This window comes from Acidovorax sp. M2(2025) (assembly GCF_049330835.1).
GTDB lineage: Bacteria > Pseudomonadota > Gammaproteobacteria > Burkholderiales > Burkholderiaceae_C > Acidovorax.
Window position 1 is genome coordinate 1,375,400 of the sequence record NZ_CP186262.1, and the last position, 20,235, is coordinate 1,395,634.

The 20,235-nt window shown below is 60.3% G+C and carries 18 protein-coding genes; 12 read left to right on the top strand and 6 right to left on the bottom strand.

Going from position 1 to position 20,235, the window contains the following annotated elements; genetic code table 11:
- Window positions 1–12: 12 nt before the first annotated feature.
- Genes rapZ through ACOYR3_RS06375 form a run of 3 tightly spaced genes read right to left on the bottom strand, consistent with a single transcriptional unit; the run spans window position 13 to window position 3,445 of the window.
- Window positions 13–876: an RNase adapter RapZ gene (gene rapZ / locus ACOYR3_RS06365; protein WP_422845627.1), complete on the bottom strand. Its 864-nt coding sequence runs from the start codon at window positions 874–876 to the stop codon at window positions 13–15.
- Entirely contained in the window at window positions 876–2,546 is a 1,671-nt protein-coding gene (recN, locus tag ACOYR3_RS06370; RefSeq protein ID WP_422845628.1) for a DNA repair protein RecN, read from the bottom strand. The genes rapZ and recN overlap by 1 nt, the downstream gene beginning before the upstream one ends.
- Window positions 2,547–2,548: 2 nt before the next feature.
- On the bottom strand, window positions 2,549–3,445 hold the full coding sequence (locus tag ACOYR3_RS06375) for an NAD kinase (protein ID WP_422845629.1): 897 nt from the start codon (window positions 3,443–3,445) through the stop codon (window positions 2,549–2,551).
- A gap of 28 nt (window positions 3,446–3,473) precedes the next feature.
- Between ACOYR3_RS06375 and hrcA the strand changes: the two genes are divergently transcribed.
- Both hrcA and ACOYR3_RS06385 read left to right on the top strand, forming a co-directional pair.
- Entirely contained in the window at window positions 3,474–4,478 is a 1,005-nt protein-coding gene (gene hrcA, locus ACOYR3_RS06380; RefSeq protein ID WP_422845630.1) for a heat-inducible transcriptional repressor HrcA, read from the top strand.
- 674 nt (window positions 4,479–5,152) lie between these two features.
- Window positions 5,153–6,328, top strand: coding sequence for a hypothetical protein (locus ACOYR3_RS06385; RefSeq protein ID WP_422845631.1), 1,176 nt, complete (start codon window positions 5,153–5,155; stop codon window positions 6,326–6,328).
- Between the two features lie 51 nt (window positions 6,329–6,379).
- Here ACOYR3_RS06385 and ACOYR3_RS06390 read toward each other — a convergent pair whose 3' ends face one another.
- Both ACOYR3_RS06390 and ACOYR3_RS06395 read right to left on the bottom strand, forming a co-directional pair.
- The gene (locus tag ACOYR3_RS06390) at window positions 6,380–7,411 is read right to left on the bottom strand and encodes a phage/plasmid replication protein, II/X family (RefSeq protein WP_422845632.1); all 1,032 of its coding nucleotides are present in this window, start codon (window positions 7,409–7,411) and stop codon (window positions 6,380–6,382) included.
- Window positions 7,412–7,586: 175 nt separating this feature from the next.
- On the bottom strand, window positions 7,587–7,808 hold the full coding sequence (locus tag ACOYR3_RS06395; protein WP_422845633.1) for a helix-turn-helix domain-containing protein: 222 nt from the start codon (window positions 7,806–7,808) through the stop codon (window positions 7,587–7,589).
- 379 nt (window positions 7,809–8,187) lie between these two features.
- Here ACOYR3_RS06395 and ACOYR3_RS06400 point away from each other — a divergent pair, with 379 nt between their 5' ends.
- From ACOYR3_RS06400 to ACOYR3_RS06430, 7 genes are all read left to right on the top strand, one after another.
- Complete coding sequence (locus tag ACOYR3_RS06400; RefSeq protein ID WP_422845634.1) at window positions 8,188–8,895, top strand: hypothetical protein; 708 nt, start codon at window positions 8,188–8,190, stop codon at window positions 8,893–8,895.
- A gap of 4 nt (window positions 8,896–8,899) precedes the next feature.
- Entirely contained in the window at window positions 8,900–9,703 is an 804-nt protein-coding gene (locus tag ACOYR3_RS06405) for a hypothetical protein (RefSeq protein WP_422845635.1), read from the top strand.
- Between the two features lie 144 nt (window positions 9,704–9,847).
- Entirely contained in the window at window positions 9,848–10,765 is a 918-nt protein-coding gene (locus ACOYR3_RS06410; RefSeq protein WP_422845636.1) for a helix-turn-helix transcriptional regulator, read from the top strand.
- A gap of 15 nt (window positions 10,766–10,780) precedes the next feature.
- Window positions 10,781–12,511, top strand: a complete 1,731-nt coding sequence (locus ACOYR3_RS06415; protein WP_422845637.1) for a DUF262 domain-containing protein — start codon at window positions 10,781–10,783, stop codon at window positions 12,509–12,511.
- 11 nt (window positions 12,512–12,522) lie between these two features.
- Complete coding sequence (locus tag ACOYR3_RS06420) at window positions 12,523–14,865, top strand: type I restriction-modification system subunit M (protein ID WP_422845638.1); 2,343 nt, start codon at window positions 12,523–12,525, stop codon at window positions 14,863–14,865.
- Complete coding sequence (locus tag ACOYR3_RS06425) at window positions 14,805–16,370, top strand: type I restriction enzyme subunit R domain-containing protein (protein WP_422845639.1); 1,566 nt, start codon at window positions 14,805–14,807, stop codon at window positions 16,368–16,370. The genes ACOYR3_RS06420 and ACOYR3_RS06425 overlap by 61 nt, the downstream gene beginning before the upstream one ends.
- 126 nt (window positions 16,371–16,496) lie before the next feature.
- Window positions 16,497–17,747: a hypothetical protein gene (locus tag ACOYR3_RS06430; RefSeq protein ID WP_422845640.1), complete on the top strand. Its 1,251-nt coding sequence runs from the start codon at window positions 16,497–16,499 to the stop codon at window positions 17,745–17,747.
- Between the two features lie 121 nt (window positions 17,748–17,868).
- Here ACOYR3_RS06430 and ACOYR3_RS06435 read toward each other — a convergent pair whose 3' ends face one another.
- A complete protein-coding gene (locus ACOYR3_RS06435) occupies window positions 17,869–18,114 on the bottom strand; it encodes a hypothetical protein (protein WP_422845641.1) in 246 nt (81 codons plus the stop codon).
- A gap of 142 nt (window positions 18,115–18,256) precedes the next feature.
- On the opposite strand from ACOYR3_RS06435, the gene ACOYR3_RS06440 reads away from it, so the two are divergent.
- The 3 genes from ACOYR3_RS06440 to ACOYR3_RS06450 all read left to right on the top strand — a co-directional run bounded on the left by ACOYR3_RS06440 (window position 18,257) and on the right by ACOYR3_RS06450 (window position 20,199).
- Window positions 18,257–18,496, top strand: a complete 240-nt coding sequence (locus tag ACOYR3_RS06440; protein ID WP_422845642.1) for an AbrB/MazE/SpoVT family DNA-binding domain-containing protein — start codon at window positions 18,257–18,259, stop codon at window positions 18,494–18,496.
- Window positions 18,497–18,716: 220 nt separating this feature from the next.
- Window positions 18,717–19,079 carry a hypothetical protein gene (locus tag ACOYR3_RS06445; RefSeq protein ID WP_422845643.1) on the top strand — a complete coding sequence of 121 codons (363 nt, stop codon included), beginning with the start codon at window positions 18,717–18,719 and terminating at the stop codon, window positions 19,077–19,079.
- Window positions 19,080–19,206: 127 nt separating this feature from the next.
- Window positions 19,207–20,199: a site-specific integrase gene (locus tag ACOYR3_RS06450; protein WP_422845644.1), complete on the top strand. Its 993-nt coding sequence runs from the start codon at window positions 19,207–19,209 to the stop codon at window positions 20,197–20,199.
- Window positions 20,200–20,235 lie beyond the last annotated feature (36 nt).

The window sequence follows — 20,235 nt, forward strand, 5'->3', positions numbered from 1 at the left end:
TGATCGCGCCGTCTATCTGCCGTCCAGTTCCCGGTGCCTCTTGAGCGTGCTCCAGCGGTGGCCCATGGCTTCGGAAAGGCGCTCCACCAGGTAGACCGAGCGGTGCTGTCCGCCGGTGCAGCCCACGGCGACCGTGACGTAGCTGCGGTGATTCCGGTCCAGCATCTCCAGCCAATGGGTCAGGAACTGCTCAATGTGCGCCTGCATCAAGGACACATCGGGCTGCTGGCGCAGGAATTCCGCCACCGGTGCGTCCAGCCCGGTCAGGTCGCGCAGCGAAGGCTCGTAGTGCGGATTGGGGAGCATGCGCACGTCAAACACATAGTCAGCGTCCATGGGAATGCCCCGCTTGAACGCAAAAGACTGGAACACCAGTGTCATCTGCCCGTGGGTGGTGGCCAGCAGGCTCTTGACGTAGCTCTGCAGCTGGGAAGCCCGTATCGTGCTTGTGTCGATCACGTGCGCCTGTTCCCGCAGTTCGGCCAGCAGTTCCCGCTCCAGCTCGATGATCTGCACCAGTGCCCGCCGTCCCTCCTGGAGCTCATCGTTCGAAAGAGGGTGGCGCCGCCGTGTTTCCGAAAAACGCCGCACCAGCGTGTCGATGGTGGCATCCAGGAAGATGGATTGCACCGAAACCCCCTGGCTGCGCAGGCGCCGCAGTTCCTGGGGCACTTGGTGCAAGGAGGTTGCGCTGCGCACGTCCATCGCAATGGCCACGCGGTTGCCATGGTGGCGGTGCTCCAGTGCAACAAAGGCGGGAAGCAGCTCCGGCGGCAGGTTGTCCACGCAGTAGTAGCCGGCATCTTCCAGCGCGTGCAGCGCGACGGATTTTCCGGAACCGGACATGCCGGTAATCAACACGATTTCGAGTGCCATCAGTGGATCCCTTGAGGCGCCACTGCCGCCAGATCGAGCATTTCGCGTGCGTGGGCCAGCGTGGTGCTGGTGGACTTCCCTCCGCCCAGCATGCGCGCGACTTCCGCAACCCGCGCATCGCCTTCCACCAACGCCACCGTGCTGGTAGTGCCTTTGTCGCTCTTTTGCTTGGAGACCTTGAGGTGATGGTGCGCGCAGGCCGCCACCTGGGGCAAATGCGTGACAGCGAGCACCTGCCGGTCCACGCCCAGGCGCTGCATCAGCTGGCCCACGGTTTCCGCCACCGCGCCGCCCACGCCGGAATCAACTTCATCAAAAATGAGGGTGGGGGCGACCCCCAATTCACTGGTCGTCACGGAAATGGCGAGTGAAATGCGCGAGAGCTCGCCCCCCGAGGCCACCTTGCCGACCGGCTTGGGTGTCGTGCCGGGATGGCCGGCCACCAGAAACGCAACATCGTCGATTCCGTGAGAGGCTGGTTCGGGCGCCTTGGACACCGCAACCTCGAACTTGCCGCCTTCCATGCCCAAGCCCTGCATCGCCTTTGTAATGGCAGCCGACAGCTTGGGGGCGGCCTTGGCACGGCCCAGGGACAGTGCGCGCGCGGCAGCCTGGTAGGCTTTGGCGCTGGCGGCCTCGGCGCTCTCCAACTGCTCGAGGTCGGTGGCGGCATCCAGGGCCAGCAGCTCGTTTTTCCAATTGGATAGCAGGGCGGGCAACTCTGCAGGCGGCCGCTTGTAGCGGCGTGCCAAGGCCATCCACAGCGAGATCCGGCTGTCGAGTTCGGCCATACGCTGCGGATCGATCTCTGCATGCCGAAGGTACATCTGCAGCGAATGCACCACATCGTTCGCCTGGGCCAGGCTGGAGGAAAGGATACCCGCCAGATTGGCGAACTCCGGCTCGATATGCTCCTGGTCTTGCAGCAGCGCATGCGCACGCGTGAGGCCGGTTAACGCACCCGACTCCTCGTCCTGCAAGACCTGGAGCGCGCCCTCCGCACTGTCCAGCAGCGCCTGTGCGTGCGAAAGCCGCTTGTGCTGGGCCTCCAGTTCGTCCCATTCGCCGTCTGCGGGCGCAAGCTTGCCCACTTCGCCGACCTGCCACTGCAAACGTTCACGCTCCTGTTGCAGCGTGGATTGCGCCATGCGCGCCCGTTCCAGTGCCTGTTGATCTGCACGCCATTGCGCCCACCGCGCCGTCGTTTCGGCCGTTTGCAACCCCGCAAAGGCGTCCAGCAGTCCGCGCACCGATTCCGGCCGCGTGAGGCTTTGCCAGGCGTGCTGGCCGTGGATATCCAGCAGGCTGTCGCCCAGCGCCCGCAACTGGCCTGCCGTGGCCGGCGTGCCGTTGATCCATGCGCGGCTTTTCCCCTGGGCGTCGACGGTGCGGCGCAACAGCAGCACCTCCTCCAGCGCGAAACCTGCCTCTTCCAGCCAGGGCTGGACATGGGGCGGGCAGTCGAACTCGGCACTCAGATCGGCCTTGTCGGCACCGTCCCGAACCACGCCCGCGTCGGCGCGCGAACCCAGGATGAGCTGCAGTGCGTCGATCAGAATGGACTTGCCCGCACCGGTTTCCCCGGTCAGCACCGTGAAACCCGCCGCCAGGTCGAGTTCCAGGGCCTGGACGATCACAAAATCCCGCAGCGTGATCCGCCTGAGCGCCATGGTCAGGAGCCTCCTTCATTCCAGCGCAGCTTCTTGCGCAGTGTTGCAAAGTAATTCCAGCCTTCAGGGTGCAGAAAGCGTGCGCAGTGCTCGGAGCGCTTGACCAGGATCCGGTCCCCGTGCAGCAAGGATGCCAGCGACTGCATGTCGAAATTGGCACTGACATCGCGGCCGCTCACCACCTCGACCGCCACCTCGGTGGCATCGGAAAGCACGATGGGCCGGTTGGACAGGGTGTGGGGCGCGATGGGCACCAGTACCCAGCCCGGAATGGAGGGGTGGAGCATGGGGCCGCCTGCCGACAGGGAATACGCCGTCGAGCCCGTAGGAGATGAAATGATCAACCCGTCGGCGCGCTGGTTGGCCACAAAGCGTCCACCCACTTCCACCCGCAGTTCGACCATGCCAGAGGTGGCGCCGCGGTTGACCACCACGTCGTTCATGGCCAGGGCCTCGTACACGGTCCGTTCGTCCCGCACAACCCTGGCGTGCATGAGGGGGCGCAGATCTTCCTCGTATTCTCCTTGCAGCATGGCCGGCAGGGTGGTCCGGTAGGCATCGAAGGGAATGTCTGTGATGAAACCCAGGCGGCCCTGGTTGATGCCAATCAGCGGAGTGCCGAAGCGCGCGAGCCGCCGGCCGATGCCCAGCATCGTGCCGTCCCCGCCCACGACCAGGCCCAGATCGCACCGCGACCCGATCTCATCCGCCGTCAGGACGGGGTAGTGCGCGATGCCGGTGTTGCTCGCGGTCTCCGCCTCCAGCACGACTTCGCAGCCCTGGCGCTCCAGCAGGTGCGCAATGTCCTCCAGGGCCTGGCGCAAGCTGTCTCCTGTGGGACCTGCCGATGAAGCGTGGTACTTGCCGATGAGCGCCACATGGCGGAATTTGGACGTCATCGTGAAATTACATCATTAAAATGATCCCATGCTCGATGACCGTGCCAAGTTGTTGCTCAAAGCCCTGGTCGAGCGCTACATCGCTGACGGGCAGCCGGTTGGGTCGCGCACGTTGTCCCGTGCTTCGGGGCTGGATCTTTCCCCCGCCACCATCCGCAACGTGATGGCAGACCTGGAGGAACTGGGGCTGATTGCCAGCCCGCACACATCGGCCGGGCGGGTCCCGACCGCGAGGGGTTACCGCCTGTTCGTGGACACCATGTTGACCGTGCAGCGCGACCCCCTCACCGCCCCGCAACTGGCGCCCGAGCAGCCGCAGAAGGTGATCGCCAACGCCGCGCAACTGCTGTCCAATCTCTCGCAGTTTGTGGGGGTGGTGATGGCTCCCCGGCGGACTTCGGTGTTCCGCCACATCGAATTCTTGCGCCTATCCGAGCGGCGCTTTCTGGTCATCATCGTGTCGCCTGAAGGCGACGTCCAGAACCGTGTGATCTTTACGGACGCGGACTATTCGTCCTCCCAGCTCGTCGAGGCCTCCAATTTCCTGAATGCGCACTACGCGGGGCTTGCCATGGAACAGGTCCGTGAGCGCCTGCGGTCCGAAGTCGATGTGCTGCGGGGCGAGATTGCGTCGCTGATGCACGCCGCAGTGAACGCCGGCTCCGAGGCGCTGTCTGCGGCGCAGGAGGAGGTCGTCATCTCCGGCGAGCGCAATCTGCTGGCCGTGAGCGATTTCTCCAGCGACATGGGCAATCTGCGGCGGGCTTTCGAGTTGTTTGAACAAAAGACCCAGATCCTCCGGCTGCTGGACATTTCCAGCCAGGCCGAAGGAGTGCGCATTTATATCGGCGGCGAGAGCCAAGTGGTGCCGTTTGAAGAGCTGTCCGTCGTCAGCGCACCGTATGAGGTTGACGGGAGGGTGGTCGGTACGCTGGGGGTCATCGGTCCGACGCGCATGCCCTATGACCGGATGATCCAGATCGTCGACATCACCTCCAAGCTGGTGTCCAACGCCCTCAGCCACCGCAAGTAAAGACCCTACAATACGGCGCTTGCCCCGCTGCATGGCGCTGGAGCATGGTCCGGGGCGTTAGCTCAGTTGGTTAGAGCAGAGGACTCATAATCAAGAGGCCAATGCGATTAACCGACGATTTCTTTCGGACCGGTTGCTTGATTCCAACGCTTTGAAATCAAGCACTTACAGCATTCTGGCGAATTCGCCGGATTGCTACCGAGGAAGTTGGCGGGAAGGCGCTTGCTACGTTCTTGCTACTGAAGGAGAAATGGCGTTTTTCGGCGGCCCTCGGGGGCGCTGACTGCGCAGAGAGTTGAAGTTGTTTTATGAATGGGCCGTTAGCTCAGTTGGTTAGAGCAGAGGACTCATCGAAATGGTGACCTTGCCGTGAAAGCGGCAATGGAAAAACCGGGTGAACTCAGGGAAACCGTCAGCCAGTCAATGGCCCGGCAATCCTGAGCCAAGCTCGCCGAAGGCAGGTCGAAGGACCGGTAGGCGAGAAGGTGCAGAGACTAGGGTGTGAGGAGCCAATCCGATAAGCACCCCGCGAGCGCCCGGCACCCTAACGCGCGGAGCAATCTGCGGCGAGGGTGATGAGATAGTCCAGGGAGTGGGGAAACTCACGCCAACCTGAATCCTTTGGTCGTTGGTTCAAGTCCAACACGGCCTACCATTCATAAGACAATTGACCGATGTCGCGCACGCCCTCAAGCCCCACAGATCGCCCCAGGTGGCTGCGCTTTGAAGCTGGCGAAGAAGAGTCAGAAATCCTATTCGGCCCCGCTGCTGACTGGCGCAAGAGCAGCCAGTATCCAGTGGTCAAGCCGCTGGACGAGTACACACGCGAAGACTACCTGAGGCTTGCATGGGAGCTTTTGCGCCGGTCGCCGCGTTATCGCTGGCAGATGCACAAGCTCGACGTATTTGGAATCAAATCCCCATCGTTCTACAAGAAGAGTCCCACCAGCTTCTACGCTAGTGACCGTCCTCATCCCACGTTTCCAGGTTGGCGAGATTTCCCACTGATTGGGCACAAGTGTGAGCCAGCCGCTGCAAAGGACTGCGGTACGCTCGGTGCATACATCGAAGCGCAAGAGTCTGCGGGGCAGCCTTGGTTTGTGATGAATCGCTACCGCTGGGTGATGGATTTTTGGGGTCTTGCGTTCTTGCCCAGCCCGGGCGCAACCTTCGGTGAGGCGAAGAATCGGCGGCTCCTTGAGTTGTTCAGCCCGCCGTCGCACTTGGTGTCCGTCATCTCCAACGCGGCCCCTGCTGATAGGCCACAGCTCGTCAACACCTACGTGCGAGCCAACGAAATCCTGGTTCGGCTTCGGCTGGATGCGTCCTTGGAGCTTCAGATGGAGTCCATTCAAAACGCATTCGATGCCGCCCGGGACCTTGCGTCGCAGCGACGACAAGCGGAGCGTGACCCCTTGCCGATGACTGCACGGCGGAAAACGGGGAAAACTGCGTTGAGAGATGATCCGTTCCAATCCGACTTCGCCAGATCAGCCGGCAAGGCGGGCCGGGTACGCATCAAGCATGTAGAGATGCACCCGTTTTGGTTGCGCGTGTGGGACGCCCAAGCTGAGGCCCGATTGGAGCAAGGCACGTTGACCCCGCGTCTTAATCGAGAGGCCATTGCTGCACGATTTCTCAACGACGATGGCCGAAAGGCGGCTACCGGTTCGGCGCAGACTACGTCGAAGACCAACAGAAATGGCGAGTACCTGAAGCACTTGATCGGCAATGCCGTGAATGCGTCCATGGTCCCGAATTGGCGGGCGCGCAGCGAGAAGTACATCGAAGAAAGCGACGACGCCTTTCGGCAGATCGTCGCCATGGCCTTCACGATGAAGGCAGATTGACCTGGCTTCAGGGCGGTGATGCGCCACGCGACAAACGCATCACCAACCTGGTCAGCATTCGACGGCTTCCGCATCGTCATCGTCGCCCCACAGTTCGGGCGGCGGCTCCACCGCGTTGGACAGCGTGAAGATGTCGCCCAACGGTACCTCCTCGCTGCTTACGGACGGTTGCGTTGTGATGTCGAAGCCGATGGACTTGAAGTAGTCCACTTGGCGCTTGTAGGCCTTGGGCTCCAGCAGAGCCTGCAAATCGTCGCCGTGCTCCCAGCAGCGATAGGTCGTGTGGTACATCGGCTTCACGTCGCGGAGATCGAGCGCCGTCAGCCCCACTCGCACACTACGCTTGAGACTCATGCGCCCGATGGCGTTCTCCAATTCAGATTTCAGCAAGGTGAACGTGCAGTCTTTCGGCTTCGTCATTTCCATCGCCTTCAGCTTGGGGTGACGCAGCACGACCTCGCACCGGATGACTGACTTGGCGAAGTCCATGATGACCTCGCGATTCGGCAGATTCGCAGGCAGCCCCTTGTTGTCGGTAAGTTCCTTGGCCTTGTCGTAGAACTTCAGGGCGGAGCTTTGCGAGTGTTGGTTGCGGTACACCGTTTCGCCGTATCCGTAGGTCGAGGTGTTCATGCCTTTGTCGACCATCTCGTGCGCCAATTCGACCAGCGCGCGGGTGGCCGAAACGCCGTCCGGCAGAGCGAAATTCACGCCGACGTCGAGGCGCTTCAATTCCACAATGTCGCCACCTTGAACTCGCAGTCGGTCCTGCTTGGACAGGGTGAAGGCGCCACTAGTATGCATAGCCTTGTGTGCATCCAGAACCAGGCTCGGCACGTCACAAGATCCAAATACGTTATGGCCTTGGCAGTAGCCAATCACGCTACCTTCGAGCATCAGGATACCTTTGCCGGGAAAGTGCAGGGTATGCAAGTTTTTATCCTGGTACGTGCCAGGTACCACGATGCGCTTGGCTCGGGGCGGGCCATCTTGGGATTCCTCAGCCTCGGTCAGAACGCCTGAACTCAGCAGCGAGAGCTGAGTCACGATGGTGTCTACAAATACTTTCTTGGGGGTCAACATCTCAATCTCACTTTCTTCATGTCATAGACCCATATTGGTAGTGGTGGGTCTATAAGCTTGTGTATCTAGTCAAGTCATACATGGCATATCTGCATAACCAATATGAACAGCTATTCATGTATTACACGGTGTGGTCGCGCCGAAACCCGGCGCAAAATGGTCAAGGTCTACGGCATCATTTGCTGACCTCCGGCGCTTGGATGCGCGTCACGCCCGACTCGATGAAAACGTCCAGGTCCTTGCGGCGATAGCGCACCGTGCGCCCGTACTTCACGTAGGTCAGCGGGTATCGCTTGGTACAGCGCCAGACCGCCAGCGTTTTGGGGTTCTTCAGCCCCAAATAGGCTGCGGCCTGGGCCTCAGTCAGCAACTCGTTGTTGATCTCAATCTGCTTCATTCATCGCTCCGTTGTTTCGATGGAATGACTGTAGATTTCGATTAATCCAGAACGTATTTTTTGTGAGTCTGCAAATCGCACGTTCTGATCCGGCCGACTGTGCTAGGTCTTGTGGTGACCGGCCTCCAGAACTTGCGTCTGGCGAAGTCACACACCGCTTGCCAGACCTGATCGCAGGCGGCTAAAACGGTAAAGCGCGAGCCGAAACGGCTACCGATCAGGCTGGCCGCCGCGCTCGCGTCTCACTGCGGCATCGCTGCAAATCCCCCACCGCACACATGACAGCCCGTGCCCTTGGCTGCACTGGCACGCCGCTGCATGGCCGTGCACGACCTCGAAAGGAACGAGAGATGAACCGAAACGGAAAAGGAGAGATGAAATGGCTGTGAAGCTGGTTACCCAAGAGACGCTGACGGACTGCGGTCTGGCATGCGTCGCCATGGTCAGTGGTCAGTCCTTGGCAACGGTGCGCAAGGTCGCCATCAAGGAGTTGGGCTATCCGAAGGACGGCCCGTACACGACCACCCACGAAAACCTCTTCAAGTTGCTGGCCCATTTCGGGATCGGCCACGGCAAGAAGGCACCGTTCAAGAGCCAGGCTGCCATGCCGTCGCTGGCGATCATGGAGACGCGCAAGATGCCCAGCACGGGCAATTCGCACCTTGTCGTTTTCGAGCGGCTGCCGGATGGTGATGAGCGCGTGCTCGACCCCGGCTTTTGGCTGAAGCAGCAGGAGCGGCGAGACTGGAACCGCATCAAGCTCGATACCTTCGTGCCGGTGTTGCTCGGTGAGCAGACGCCCTCGCCCAAGAAGGCAGCGAAGAAGACCGTGGCTGATCTGGCAAGCACTGCCGAAGAGGCCAACGACGAGGCGAAGGCAAAACCTGCCAAATCGGCGGCGGCGAAAAAGGCGCCGCAGCAGCCTAAGGCAGCGGCAAAGAAGAAGGCAACGACGCATCACGCTGAACCAGACGACAGCGGCGATGTGCCGCCAGCGATGGTGTCAGCGCATTCCGATGTTGCAGGCGCGGCCGGTGCCGAAGTGCCTACCGCTGAGAGTGATACAGGCAACGCCGCATCGGAGTGACATCGTGCTGCTGGAACAGTTGCTGATTCAGCCGATCACGCGAATCGACCTGATCCAGCCGTGGCGCGTGGCCGGGCAAAACGTCGGCATGGTGGCCGACAGCTTGCTGGCAGGCGCCATGGCCATCCACTTCGCCGACTCGGCGCTGGTGTTCCGGTCACCGTTGCGGTTTGCCTGCTGCCAAACCGGCACAGTCGTTGGGATTCGGTCCAGCGGTGCGCCATTAACGTTGGGCTACCGATTCGACGTTGTGCCGTCTGACGATGTTGATGGGCTCTTTGCTGCATGCGAACCCCGGCGGTCGCTCACTCCCGACCAGTGGTCAGGCCTCAGTCGTGTCGGAAGGGCGCAATCGGTGTTCTTGCTGGCTGACCTGAGTTGCCTCGGCAGAGACTACTTCTTGCGCCTTCGGTTGCTGGATCGGGGCTGGTGCAGCGTCAGCTACCGGCCAGACCTGGACGGCGCTATTGAGTTCTCACCGGAGAACCAGCGCGTGAAGGTGCCCAGCATCGTGGTGCAGTCCCCCGACGACGAGTTCGGCTGGCTACACCCGGCCAGTGCATACCCGTTTGTTCTGGATGGGCAGTACTGGCGGACGGCGCATCCGCGAGATTGGCCGTGGCCTTTGGCGCGGGCGTGGCGAAGTCAGCCAACTGGCAGCGAGTACCGGCGGATCGTGAAAGCGGCCTTGCTTGCCCGGTTTGCGCAACACGACACTCTGCGCAAGCGTCTCAAGGCCCTGCGTTGGCCTGTCACCGTTGCTGACCTGCCGGAAGGCTTGGTCGAAGAGGTCGTGGCGTTGATGTAGGGGGGCATTGGCAGCTCCAACGAACGGACGAGCCGGCACTGGTCTCGCTCTGGAATGAGATGAGTCGGTCTATGTCATCAAAATGATGATATATTGAGACCGATATGTGCCCATCAATAGTCCGTCAAATAGAGAGTCTTGCTCATGACTGATGTCATCCGCGGCATGGGCCAGCGCGTCGAGAGCTTGAGCCACGGGCAACGCGAGCGGCTGGCTTACATCGACTTCCGGCTCTACTTCTTCGGCGAGCTTGGCCGTCCTGACCTCATTGAACGCTTCGGCGTAGCTCCTGCCGGTGCGACCCGCGACTTGGCTCTGTACCGTGAGGTCGCACCGCAGAACATCACTTTTGACGGCAGCAACAAGGTCTACCGCATCGGGCAGGCCTTCTCCCCACTGTTTGACCACGCATCCCCGCGCGTACTGTCGGCGCTCGCTTTGGGCTTCGGTGACGGGGTAGACGGCGCGAAGCAGTCACTCTTGCCCTGCGAATCACCCACCGCCTTGTGCAATCCGCGCATGGACGTGCTGGCTCCGATTTGCCGGGCGATCCATGCCAGGCAGCCGGTTTCCATCCGCTACCACTCGATGAGCAGCGGCGAATCCGAACGGGTCATCGTTCCGTTTGCGCTTGTTGATACAGGTCTACGTTGGCATGTCCGGGCGTTTGATCGCAAGAGCGGCGAGTTCCGCGATTTCGTTCTTACACGCATCGAAACCCCCGCCTTGCTTGATGAGGAGCCGCCTGTCAACGAGCGGCCTGACAGCGACATCCAGTGGACACGCATCGTGGAGCTGGACTTCGTGCCGCACCCGCGACTAGAGCGCCCCGAGATCATCAAGATGGACTACGGGATGAGCGACGGCTCGATCCGGATGCGCGTTCGCGCCGCCGTCGCGGGCTACATGTTGCTGCGCTGGAGTGTGGACTGTTCGCCAGACCACCGACTCAAGGAAGAGCAGTACCGCTTATGGCTCAGCGATCCGCTGGCTCTGTACGGCGTTGAGAACGCCCATCTGGCCCCGGGCTATCAGGCTCCGAGCAGTTTCAAGAAACGATAGGGAGGAACAGAACCAATGGCCAAGACACTTGAAGCCCACGACAAACTGATCCGCGAGATTTTCGAGGGCAGCTACCAGTTCGAGATTCCGGACTACCAGCGTCCATACGCCTGGACAACCGAACAGGCGGGCGAGCTGTTCGACGACTTGATGTCCGCCATGCAGGATGCGCGCGTCTCCGGCGCCACCAGCCAATACTTCCTCGGTAGCATCGTTCTGATTAAGAACGACCGGGAGCCGAAGTCGTCCGTGGTCGATGGGCAACAGCGCCTGTCCACGTTGACGATGCTCTTCGCCGTTCTGCGCGAAGCCATGCCCCACGCGGCAGACGACATTACCGACTTTCTCTACAAGAAGGGCAAGGTCAGCCTCGGCGAGAAGAACGAGTACCGCCTGACCGCTCGCGAGGAAGATGCCGACTTCTTCCGCACCAACATCCAAGAGCCGGGCGGGATTGCGCAGTTGGTCACCAGCACCGACAAGCTGGAAGATAGCCGCCTGCGCTACCGCGAAAACGCCACACTGCTGCTGGGCAAAGCCAAGGCGCTGCCGCCTGCGGACCTGATCGCTTTGTGGCAGTTCCTTGCCAACGACTGCTCGCTGGTCGTCATTTCCACGCCCGACCTCGAAGCCGCGTACCGTATCTTCTCCGTGCTCAACAACCGGGGGCTCGACCTCGCCCCCATCGACATCATCAAGGCGCAGGTGCTTGGCTTGATCCGAACCACAGCTGGCGAAACCAAGAGCCAGGCCTACGCCAAGGAGTGGAGCCGCGTCGAGAGTGCATTGGGCCGCGACGCCTTTGGCGATCTGTTCGGGCACATCCGCACCATCTACGCAAAGCAGAAACAGCGATCCACGTTGGTCAAAGAGTTTCAGGAATACGTCACCGAGTACAAGGCTCCCATAGACCTTGTTGATAAGGTCATCAAGCCCTACGCTGAAGTGTGGGACTTTGTGCGCGACGCCGACTTTGAGGCCACCGAGCACGCTGAAACGATCAACGAGCATCTGTCATGGCTGAACCGCGTGGATTTCAAAGACTGGGTGCCTCCTGCGCTGGTCTATTTCAAGCGATTCAGGCAGCAGCCTAAGCGGCTGGCCGAGTTCTTCCAGTCGCTGGAGCGCCTGACCTATTTCCTGCTGGTCACCAAGGTGGGCATCAACGAGCGCATTGAAACCTATGCCGCGCTCACCAAGGAAATCGAACCCGAGAGCTACAAAGGGGAGCTGGCTACGCTTGCCACGCTGGCTTTGACGGACGCGCAAAAGCACAAGTTCGTCGCGGCACTTAATGGAGACGTTTACGACGATCTCCCCAAGGCACGAATGGCGTTGGTCTTACGCCTCGAATCGTTGGTGCGCGCCCCAGGAGTGCAATTGCAGAACGCCGTGTCGCTGGAACACGTTTTACCGCAAACGCCGCCCGAGGGCTCGGATTGGGTGACGTGGTTCCCCAACAAGGGCGAGCGTGAAGCCTGGACGCACCGGCTGGCCAACCTGGTTCCGCTCGACCGGAACAAAAACTCCTCCGCCAGCAATTACGACTTTGCCAAGAAGAAGAACGTGTATTTCAAGGGCAAAGGCACCGCCTCGCCGTTTGTGCTGACTCAAGAGGTCAGATCAGAAAACGAATGGACGCCCGCGCTTCTGGCCGAGCGCCAGCAACGTCTGATGGGTGTCCTCAAGAGTCATTGGAATCTCGCAGTCACCGAGGGTATGGCCCCTGGCGCGGCAGCGAGCTGAGGAACGAATTCATGCAGAAGAAGCAACAACAAGACCAAAGCCAGATCAAGTGGATCTCCGACTTCATCTGGAACATTGCCGACGACCGCCTGCGCGATGTCTATGTGCGCGGCAAGTACCGCGATGTGATCCTGCCCTTCACCGTGCTGCGGCGGCTCGACGCCGTACTCGAAGCCACGAAGGACGCGGTGCTGGAGCGCAAGAAGTTTCTCGACACCCACAAGGTAGCCGAGCAGGACGGCGCGCTACGCATGGCAGCGGGGCAGGCCTTCTACAACGTCTCTGAGTTCACACTGGCCAAGCTGAAGGCCAGTGCGGCAGGTCAGCGCCTGCGCGATGACTTTATCGCCTACCTCGATGGTTTCTCGCCCAACGTGCAGGAAATCCTGACCAAGTTCAACTTCCGCAACCAGATTCAGAAGCTGGTGGACTCACACGTCCTCGGTTATCTGATCGAAGACTTCCTCGACCCAGAGGTCAACCTCGCGCCGCTGCCCGTCAAGGATGCTGACGGCCGCATCAAGCTGCCCGCACTGGACAACCACGGCATGGGTACGGTGTTCGAGGAACTGATCCGCCGCTTCAACGAAGACAACAACGAAGAGGCCGGCGAGCACTTCACCCCGCGCGACGTAGTGCAGCTGATGGCAAAGCTGCTGTTCCTGCCGGTTGCAGATCGCATCGAGTCCAGCACCTATTCGCTCTACGACGGCTCCTGCGGCACCGGCGGCATGCTCACCGTGGCCGAGGAAGCCCTACACGAGCTGGCCGAGCAGCACGGCAAAGAAGTCTCCATCCACCTGTTCGGGCAGGAAATCAGTGACGAAACCTACGCCATCTGCAAGGCCGACCTGCTTCTGAAAGGTGAAGGCGAAGAGGCCGAGAACATTGTGGGCGGCGCGGACAAATCCACCTTGTCTGCCGACCAGTTCCGCAGCCGTGAGTTCGACTTCATGATCTCCAACCCGCCCTACGGCAAGAGTTGGAAGACCGATTTGGAGCGCATGGGCGGCAAGAAGGAATTCAACGACCCGCGCTTCATCGTCAGCCACGGGGGTAACGCTGAGTTCAAGCTTCTGACCCGCTCCAGCGATGGGCAGCTCATGTTCCAGGTGAACAAGCTGCAGAAGATGAAACACAACACGTCGTTGGGCAGTCGCATTGCGCTGGTGCACAACGGCTCGGCGCTGTTCACCGGCGACGCGGGCCAGGGCGAGAGCAACATCCGCCGCTGGGTGCTGGAGAACGACTGGCTCGAAGCCATCATCGCCCTGCCGCTCAACATCTTCTATAACACCGGCATCGCCACTTACATCTGGGTGCTGGCCAACAAGAAGGCCGAAGCACGCCGTGGCAAGGTGCAGTTGATCGACGCCAGCGGCTGGTCCCAACCGATGCGCCGCAACCTTGGCAAAAAGAATTGTGAACTCTCGGACGGAGACATCCAGCAAATCGTCGACCTCTACCTTGGCGATGCAAAGGAAACGGCCCAATCCAAGTGGTTCGATACCCAGGACTTCGGCTATTGGAAGATCACCATTGAGCGCCCATTGCGCCTGAAAAGCCAGCTCTCGGACGACCGCATCGAGGCCTTGCGCTTTGCCACAGGCGACGAGGCGCTTCGCGCCGAAATCTACGCGGCCCACGGCGAGGCGATCTACACAGAGTTCGCCAAGCGAAAGCCCGCTATCGAGGCGTGGCTGAAAGGCGAGGACGAGAACGAAGATGACGACGGTGAGGATGGCGACGGCGGCGATGACAGTGAGGCCCCGGCCGCGCGCAAGGCTGTGCCCGCCAAGCGCCGAAAAAAGTTGCTCGACGCATCGACCTGGCAGCGCGACAAGGCGCTGATCGAAGTGGCACAGCGGGCGCAAAAGGCGCTCGGCAGTGTCGTGTTCGATGACCACAATGAGTTCCGCGCCCGCTTTGAAGCGTCCCTGAAGACGCAGGGTGACAAGCTCGGCGCACCCGAGAAGAAGGCCATCTACAAAGCGGTGAGCTGGCGCGACGAAACCGCGCCGCCGGTCATCGCCAAGCGCAGCAAGGTCAAGGCGGGCGAGCACTTCGAGCCCGGCTTAGATGGCGCGTACCTGGAGACCGTAGGCAAGGATCGCTTCATGGTCGAGTACGAACCCGACAGCGAGTTGCGCGACACCGAACAGGTGCCATTGAAGGAGCCAGGCGGTATCGACGCTTTCTTTGCCCGTGAGGTGCTGCCACACGCTCCCGCAAGCTGCTGGTCAACGCCAGCTACTTTGCGTTCACCGCGACACCCAAGAACAAGACGCTGGAGTTGTTCGGCGAGAAGACGCTGGTTGGTGACAAGGTGCAGTTCCGTTCGCCCGAGGAACTGACCTACACCACGAAGCAGGCGATCCAAGAGAAGTTCATCCTCGACGTGGTGGAGAACTACACCCCTTACGACAGCTTCTACCAAGTCGCCAAGACCGTGGCGGACGATCCAGAATTCGACAAGGTGAAGGCGCTGAAGAAAATCCGCCACTACGTCGAATCACACGACAAGGCCATCCGCCGCAAGGCCGAGATCATGGTGGATCACTTCACCGCGCAGGTGGCGGGCAAGCAGAAGATTGGCGGCAAGGCACGGGCGATGATCGTGTGTAGCGGCATTGCGCGGGCCATTGACTACTACCGTGAGGTGTCGGACTACCTCACACAGATTAAGAGCCCCTACAAGGCCATCGTCGCGTACTCGGGTGACTTCGAGATTGGCGGCCAGAAGAAGACCGAGTCCGATCTCAACGGCTTTCCGAGCAAGGACATTCCTGCCAATCTCAAGCAAGACCCATATCGTTTCCTGATCGTCGCGAACAAGTTCGTCACCGGCTTCGACGAGCCCTTGCTGCACACGATGTATGTGGACAAGCAACTGGCGGGTGTGCTGGCGGTGCAGACCTTGTCGCGTCTGAATCGGGCGCATCCGCAAAAGCACGACACCTTCGTGCTCGACTTCGCGGACAACGCCGAGGCGGTGAAGGCTGCCTTCCAGGACTACTACCGCGCCACCATCCAGACCGGCGAAACCGACGCCAACAAGCTGCACGACATCAAGGCCGAACTTGATGGGCAGCAGGTGTACAGCTGGCAGCAGGTGGAAGACTTGGTGGCGCTGTATTTGAGCGGCGCTGATCGGGACAAACTTGATCCGATCCTCGATGCTTGCGTAGCCGAATACACCGACAAGCTCGGCGAGGACGATCAGGTCAAGTTCAAGGGGACGGCGAAGGCCTTCGTGCGCAGCTACGGCTTCCTTGCTGCGATCCTGAGCTACGGCCACCCGACGTGGGAGAAGCTGTCGATCTTTCTGAACTTCCTCATCCCCAAGCTGCCCGCGCCGAAGGAAGAGGATTTGTCCAAAGGGGTGCTGGAAACCATTGACATGGACAGCTACCGCGTGGAGGCCAACGCGGCGCTAAAGATGGCGATGGACGATGCGGATGCCACGGTCGAGCCGGTGCCTCCGGGCGGCGGTGGTGGCAAAGGCGAGGCTGACATCGACAAGCTCTCCGCGATCATCAAGACCTTCAATGACCTGTTCGGCAACATCGAGTGGAAGGACGAGGACAAGATTCGCAAGGTCATTGCCGAGGAAATCCCGGCACGGGTGGCCCAGGACAAGGCTTACCAGAACGCGCAGGCGAACTCCGACAAGCAGAACGCGAAGATGGAGCATGACAAGGCGCTGAATCGCGTGGTGCTGGAACTGCTGTCCGACCACACTGAGTTGTTCAAACAGTTCAGCGACAACCCCAACTTCAAACGTTGGCTGACGGACACGGTGTTCGACGCGACCTATCACCGTGGCGCGATGCCGCCGCAGACCGGGCTGTCGGTTTGATCGGACCTTTAGGTTGGTCGTCCTAAGGAGCTTGCAGAATTGCTGCGCCTAACCACTACGGAGGATCTTAGTTTGAGGCCTTATCACGTTCACCAGTGCTTCCATGCCGTCGGTCATGGTACGTTCATGACTGGCGTAGTCATTGGAAAAGAAGAGAATGCATTCAGCTGGGTATACGACTGCGGCTCTAAAAGCTCGAATGCTATGGGTAGTGCGTTGGCACGTACCGCTTCTTGGTCTGTGTGGCCAGATCGCATCAATATGCTGGTCTTGTCACACTTTGACGACGACCATGTAAATGGTCTAGAGGATCTTCTTAAGCAGCGCGAAGTTGATTTTTTGGTTTTGCCATATTCGGAATGGCAGCAGCGTGTCCGGGATGTCGCCGTTGGGGGACTCAAAGGTATCAGCGCCTCGACTGCGCAGTTGCAGCTTTCGCCTGCGATGTGGTTGCAATCAAAAAATCTTTCGGCAAAAGTTGGAACGCTGCTGCTTGTTCGTGGCGGATCTTCCGGACCGCAGGACGGTCGGGATCCTTTGCGCTTACCTACTGGCCTCAATCCCGATGAGTTGGACATCGACAGGCAGCGCGAAGACAGCCTTGATAAACGCGAATTAAGCATAGCCGCGTCGACTCTCGCTGGTGGTCCTGGCGTTCAAGTCATGCAACATGGAACCCCGGTTCATCCTGATGGATTTCCGATGGAGTTCATGTTCTACAACGCTGAGGTTAGCGGCAAGGATTTGGGCATCATCAATATAACTGAATCAGGTGACCTAGTCTCGAAGAAGTCTGGATTGCCTTTGCAGCAGGTTCGGGACAAGATTGAAGCGGAGATATCTAATCTTGGGCTCGATAAGCCTTTTTCGTCATGGCCATCGGGGTGGAGGGCTGCCTTGAAGAAGTGCTACGAGAGCCATTTCGGCTCCAGCAGTGCCGCGAAGAACAATATTTCGCTTTGCATGTATGCGGCACCTCGATTGGATGCGCAGGAAATCGACTTGTGCGGGTTGTTTCAGGAGCACGACACCCCGCCTGACGTGGATGCCGGATACTCTTTCCGTTCGGATCGTCCAGCTGTGCTCTGCACAGGTGATTTGCGAATTGATGCCAACGTTATCTCCACCATGCAATCTCACTTCAATGGGATCAGGTGGAATCGAATTGGTATCACGCAGGTCCCCCACCACGGCTCCGAACATTCGTGGGTATCCGGTAATGCAAAGAGCCTCGCGCCGTCTGCCTTTGTTCACTGTGCGCCTGGCAAAGGGGCTCATCCTCACGCGAATGTCGTCATCGATCTGGACGGCTACACGGTCTTCACCGCCGATTACAAGAGCTCCGTCGGTTTGAAATACCATTTCTTCGTGTCATAGGGATAGATTGCTGAAGCGAAAGTACTTCGCTTAGTAGGAATTCGGCCATCCTTAACGTGAAACCCTGCATTGGGCGGAGCCAGAACCGTGGCGACTTTTTGGACGCCACGGTTCCTCTGCATTACTTCTTGGCGCGCGAGAACTGCCAAGCGGTGTCGAAGGGCAGGCTCTTGCGAATCCCCGGCAGGGGGTCGTAGGAGTTAGGGAACGCGCGAATGCGGCCTTGAACGACCACGCTTCCGGTGTCGTAGACGTTGACGATGAGGCCGCACCAGAGGTCAAAGCGGGTGTAGTGGCCCATCCGCACTTTGCCGTTGATGAAGACCCGGTTTGCCTTGAAGCGGCGTTCGATGGTCTGAGCTTGCATGGTGGATTGCTCCTGGTTGATGCGGTGAATTCCGCCCGGAGCCTTTACAGCGCGGCACTACATAGACAGAGGCTTGGTTGGCAAGGGCACCTGCTGCCAATTTGCGATAGCCAATGTGTATCAATGAAGTGAGTGCAACACCATGCCAAGCAAGCTATCGAAATGGGGTAATTCGCTCGGTGTTCGAGTACCGAGCCATATTGCCGAGCGGGCCGGTCTGCAATGCGGCGACGAGCTCTACATCCGTTTGCTCGATTCGGGCGACATTCTGGTGAGGGCGGTTCGTCCGGGGGCGAGTCCCCCGGGCTATGCCGTCCCGAATGGCAGCGCGCCGACCCCTGTTGCCAAATCGTCCGATGATGGCAGCTGGGATGTGTGGTGATTTCTGGTTCGTCTGAAGCGAAGTCACACCGAGATTGCGGCCGGTTTTGCCCCGAGTTACTGTGATGGGGCGGTGGCGGCTGGCATCAACTGGCTGACCACACCGCACAAGCAAATCTGCCGACCGCTGCCGGTCAACACCAAGGGCTGAGACGTTTTGTCTCAGCCCTTTGTCGTTTCTGGCGGGCAAGTTGGCGCGACCTCTTACGAAGGAAACCCCCATGTCTCAAGAACCCACTATGCCGCCCAAGGCAGGACCAGCATCGCCCAACGATCCGTTGCCCATCGCCATTCACCCGCCCGTGCTCTTCGAGTTGGGCGATGTCGTCGCCACGCCGCCCGCGCTGCGGTTGATCGAAAAGCGCGGCGCAAACGTACTCGACCTGCTGCGCCGTCACCAGCGGTGCGAGTGGGATGCCATGTGTGCCGAGGATCGCAATGCCAACTGGCAGGCCGTTTTGTCCGGCGAGTCACGCATCTTCTCGTCGTTTGACATCGGCAAGGAGGGTACACCGGCGGTCGTGTGGGTCATCACGGAGTGGGACCGGTCGGTCACCACGGTGCTGCTGCCCAGCTGCTACTAGCCCCAAATCGCCGTCCATAGGCCGCAGCGCAAAGTTGCGGCCGCTTCATTCCGCCGTGCCGCGTTCGCGCCGCACGGCTTTTTTGTCGCTGCGTTCGTAGCGATAGCACGCACTTATCACTACCAAAATGACCACCAAAAAGCCGCACGCATCGGCTGGCGCCAAATCGCCAGCGTCGAGCGAAGAATCCACCGCCAGTACCGCCGCCAAAACGGCAGAGAAGCCGCCGACCGGCTCCGTGGCTGCCTATGTCGCCTCCGCCAGCTCGAAAGCCACCAAGCAGGCCTATGCTAGCGACGTGCGCCATTTCATCCAGCACGGCGGGGCCATACCGGCAACTCCGGCCATGGTGGCGGAGTACTTGGCGAAGTTGGCCCCGATCATGAAAGTGGCGACGCTGGAGCGGCGCTGCGTGTCCATCGCTCAGGCCCACCGTGACCAAGGGCTGAAGTCACCGACGCGGGCCGATGTGGTTGTGGCGACCATGAAAGGCATCCGCCGCCAGCATGGCACCCGCCAGCGAGCGGTGAAGCCGATCACCCGCGATGTGCTGCTGGAGATGCTGGCCGTGCTCGACCAGCAGAAGTCACACCCCACCAAGGCAGCCCGTGACAGGGCCTTGCTGCTGGTCGGCTTCGCCGGTGCGTTTCGTCGCGCTGAGCTGGTGGCCTTGCGGGTGGAAGACGTGACTTTCCATGAGACGCATGCCGAGGTGTTGCTTCGGTTTTCCAAGACCGATCAGTTCGGCAAAGGGCGTTCTGTGTTCCTGCCGCAGGCCAGCGGCGAGCGGTGCCCCATCCAGAGCCTCAAGGCGTGGCTGGCGGTGGCAGGCATCGAAACCGGTTGGCTGTTCCGCTCGGTAACCAAGGGTGGTGTGGTGTCAGATGACCCGCTGACGGCGCAGTCGGTGGCCTTGATCGTGAAGCGCGCGGCCAAGGCCATGGGGCGTGAGCCGGAGGAGTTCTCGGGCCACAGCCTTCGCGCAGGCTACGTGACCACAGCGGCGATGGCATCGCTGCCCACCTGGCTCATCCGGGAACAGACCGGTCACCGCAGCGATGCCGTGCTGGCCCGCTACATCCGGCCGGTCGAGAAGCGAAAGATTCCGTCGCTGCTTTGAAGGTGCCCGCAGAATGTAAGCCTGCGAACAAGGGAG

Coding starts and splice junctions, on each gene's coding strand:
- ACOYR3_RS06400 (WP_422845634.1), top strand. CDS start 8,188: ATGGCTGTGAAGCTGGTTACCCAAGAGACGCTGACGGACTGCGGTCTG.
- ACOYR3_RS06410 (WP_422845636.1), top strand. CDS start 9,848: ATGACTGATGTCATCCGCGGCATGGGCCAGCGCGTCGAGAGCTTGAGC.
- hrcA (WP_422845630.1), top strand. CDS start 3,474: ATGCTCGATGACCGTGCCAAGTTGTTGCTCAAAGCCCTGGTCGAGCGC.
- ACOYR3_RS06450 (WP_422845644.1), top strand. CDS start 19,207: ATGACCACCAAAAAGCCGCACGCATCGGCTGGCGCCAAATCGCCAGCG.
- ACOYR3_RS06430 (WP_422845640.1), top strand. CDS start 16,497: ATGACTGGCGTAGTCATTGGAAAAGAAGAGAATGCATTCAGCTGGGTA.
- ACOYR3_RS06390 (WP_422845632.1), bottom strand. CDS start 7,411: ATGTTGACCCCCAAGAAAGTATTTGTAGACACCATCGTGACTCAGCTC.
- ACOYR3_RS06435 (WP_422845641.1), bottom strand. CDS start 18,114: ATGCAAGCTCAGACCATCGAACGCCGCTTCAAGGCAAACCGGGTCTTC.
- ACOYR3_RS06445 (WP_422845643.1), top strand. CDS start 18,717: ATGTCTCAAGAACCCACTATGCCGCCCAAGGCAGGACCAGCATCGCCC.
- ACOYR3_RS06420 (WP_422845638.1), top strand. CDS start 12,523: ATGCAGAAGAAGCAACAACAAGACCAAAGCCAGATCAAGTGGATCTCC.
- recN (WP_422845628.1), bottom strand. CDS start 2,546: ATGGCGCTCAGGCGGATCACGCTGCGGGATTTTGTGATCGTCCAGGCC.
- ACOYR3_RS06385 (WP_422845631.1), top strand. CDS start 5,153: ATGTCGCGCACGCCCTCAAGCCCCACAGATCGCCCCAGGTGGCTGCGC.
- rapZ (WP_422845627.1), bottom strand. CDS start 876: ATGGCACTCGAAATCGTGTTGATTACCGGCATGTCCGGTTCCGGAAAA.
- ACOYR3_RS06440 (WP_422845642.1), top strand. CDS start 18,257: ATGCCAAGCAAGCTATCGAAATGGGGTAATTCGCTCGGTGTTCGAGTA.
- ACOYR3_RS06415 (WP_422845637.1), top strand. CDS start 10,781: ATGGCCAAGACACTTGAAGCCCACGACAAACTGATCCGCGAGATTTTC.
- ACOYR3_RS06395 (WP_422845633.1), bottom strand. CDS start 7,808: ATGAAGCAGATTGAGATCAACAACGAGTTGCTGACTGAGGCCCAGGCC.
- ACOYR3_RS06375 (WP_422845629.1), bottom strand. CDS start 3,445: ATGACGTCCAAATTCCGCCATGTGGCGCTCATCGGCAAGTACCACGCT.